The following is a 2,692-nucleotide window of genomic DNA, read 5'->3' as shown; positions in this document are numbered from 1 at the left end:
ACCGGGTTCACTACGTCGGCGATGAGTACCAGGAGGGTGAAGCAGATGAAGACTCCGGCGACGACGTAGGCGACGGGCATGAGTTTGGCGACGTCGAAGGGGCCGGGGTCGGGGCGGCGCAGGAGTTTGGCGGTGTTGCGGCGGGCTGATTCCCACAGGGCGCCGGCGATGTGGCCGCCGTCGAGGGGGAGCAGGGGGAGCATGTTGAACAGGAAGAGGGAGAGGTTGAAGCCGGCCACGAGCATGAGGAAGGTGGCGATCTGCTGGGAGGCGGGGATGTCGAGGTTGGCGATCTCGCCGCCGACGCGGGCGGCGCCGACCACGCCCATGGGTGAGTCGGGTTCGCGTTCGCCGTCGCCGAAGGCGGCGTCCCACAGGGCGGGGACCTTGGCGGGCAGCGCGAGGAGGGCTTCGACGCCGTTTTCCATCATGTCGCCCATGCGGTCGACGGACTGGGTGAAGGTTTGCGGGACGATGCCGCTGGCGGGGGTGAAGCCGAGGAAGCCGGCGTACACGTACTGGCCCTGGACGTAGCCGCCGTCGCCGTCGGTCTTGCTGACCTGGTTGCGGATCAGGGTGGCCGTCAGGTCGGTCTGCCGGCCTTCGCGTTCGACGGTGAGGGTGACCTGCCGGCCGGGGTGGGCGCGGATCGCGGACTGCAGGGCGGACCAGTCCTCGATGGGCTCGCCGTTGAACGCGACGATGGTGTCCTGGGGTTTCAGGCCGGCGGCCTTGGCGGGGGCGGGCTTGTCGCCCGGCCGGCATTCGGTGCGGTTGGCGCTGGCCTGGATGACGCAGTCGGAGACCTGGCCGACCGTGGTGGTCTGGGTGTTGATGCCGAACGTCATCATCACTCCGAGGAAGATCGCCACGGCGAGGATGAGGTTCATGAACGGGCCCGCGAACATCACGATGACGCGTTTGTAGGGTTTGCGGGTGTAGAAGAGGCGGTGTTCGTCGCCGGGGCGCAGTTCCTCGAACGCGGCCGCGCGGGCGTCTTCGATCATCCCGCGGAACGGGGAGGTGGAGCGGGCTTCCAGGCGGCCGTCCTTGCCGGGCGGGAACATGCCGATCATGCGGATGTAGCCGCCCAGCGGGATCGCCTTGATGCCGTACTCGGTCTCCCCCCGTGTGCGGGAGAAGAGGGTGGGGCCGAAGCCGACCATGTACTGCGGCACCCGGATGCCGAACAGTTTGGCCGTGGACAGGTGGCCCAGCTCGTGCCAGGCGATCGAGACCCCCAGGCCGATCGCGAAGACCACTATGCCCAGGATCGTCATCAGGGTCGTCATGCACGCGCCTCCGCGGTCGTCCGCTGCGTCTTCGCCGGCGTGGGGGTAGGGGTAGAGGTGGGGGTGGGGGTAGAGGTGGGGGTGGTCTTGGTCTTGGTCAGTTCCCGGGCCCGGGCCCGTGCCCAGGCCTCCGCCTCCAGGACGTCCCCCACCGTCAGCGACGTTCCCGTTCCGGTTGTGGGGGTGTGGTGTTCCTCCACGACCCGGGTGACGGTGTCCATGATCGCGTTGAAGGGCAGGCCGGCGTTGAGGAAGGCGTCCACGCACTCCTCGTTGGCCGCGTTGAACACCGCCGGGGCCGTGCCCCCGAGCCGCCCGACCTGCCGGGCGAGCCCGACCGACGGAAACGCCTCGTCGTCGAGCGGGAAGAACTCCCAGCTGGACGCCCGCGTCCAGTCGAAGGCGGGCGCGGCGTCCGGGACACGCTCCGGCCAGCCCAGGCCGAGGGCGATCGGCCCGCGCATGTCGGGAGGCGTCGCCTGGGCCAGCGTCGATCCGTCCGTGAACTCCACCATCGAGTGCACATACGACTGAGGATGCACGACCACCTCAATCCGCTCGAAGGCGATGTCGTACAGCAGGTGCGCCTCGATGACTTCGAGGCCCTTGTTCACCAGCGTCGCCGAGTTGACGGTGATCACCGGGCCCATGGCCCAGGTGGGATGGGCCAGCGCCTCGGCCGGGGTCACCTCCGCCAGCTCCGCCCGCGTCCGGCCCCGGAACGGGCCCCCCGAGGCGGTGACCACGAGCTTGCGCACCTGAGCCCGCGCCCCGCAGGCCAGCGCCTGGAACAGCGCGGCATGCTCGGAGTCGACCGGGATGATCTGCCCCGGCCGGGCCACCGCCCGCACCAGCGGACCGCCCACGATCAGGGACTCCTTGTTGGCCAGCGCCAGCGTCCGGCCCGCCCCCAGCGCCGCCAGGGTCGGCGCCAGGCCGATCGAGCCGGTGATGCCGTTCAGCACCGTGTGACACACGGACGCCGCCAGCTGCGTCGCCGCGTCCGGACCGGCCAGGACCTCCGGCACCGGCTCCCCGGCCCCGTACCGGCCGGCCAGCGCCTCCCGCAGCGCGGGCACCACGTCCTGGCGCGCCACCGCGACCGTCCGCACACGCAGCCGGTGCGCCTGCTCGGCCAGCAGCCCCACCCTCCCCCCGGCCGCCGACAGGCCGCTCACCCGGAACCGGTCCGGATGACGCAGGACAAGATCGATCGCCTGGGTACCGATCGACCCGGTCGATCCGAGGATCACCACATCCCGGACCCCGGTGACCGGGTCGAACACAAGATGCGGATCCGCGAGGGGAGCTGGACTGTCACTCATCCCCCCATTGTTGCCGCAACCCACACCCCGCCGGACCACGCATCCCCAGGTTGCCCCCTTCGAGGCATACGCCGC

2 protein-coding genes are annotated in these 2,692 nt (G+C 70.5%); both read right to left on the bottom strand.

Annotated elements, in window-relative coordinates; all coding sequences use genetic code 11:
• The coding region (locus ACWD3C_RS48280; protein WP_451155153.1) for a M50 family metallopeptidase at nucleotides 1-1,292 on the bottom strand (1,292 nt) is incomplete at its 3' end.
• Nucleotides 1,289-2,617, bottom strand: coding sequence for a 1-deoxy-D-xylulose-5-phosphate reductoisomerase (gene dxr, locus ACWD3C_RS48275; protein ID WP_451155151.1), 1,329 nt, complete (start codon nucleotides 2,615-2,617; stop codon nucleotides 1,289-1,291). The genes dxr and ACWD3C_RS48280, both read right to left, overlap by 4 nt.
• Between the last annotated feature and the right edge of the window lie 75 nt (nucleotides 2,618-2,692).

This window comes from Streptomyces sp. NPDC002845, assembly GCF_053591955.1.
Note: the sequence above shows the minus strand (reverse complement) of the source record. Positions and strands in the feature narration are given on the sequence as shown.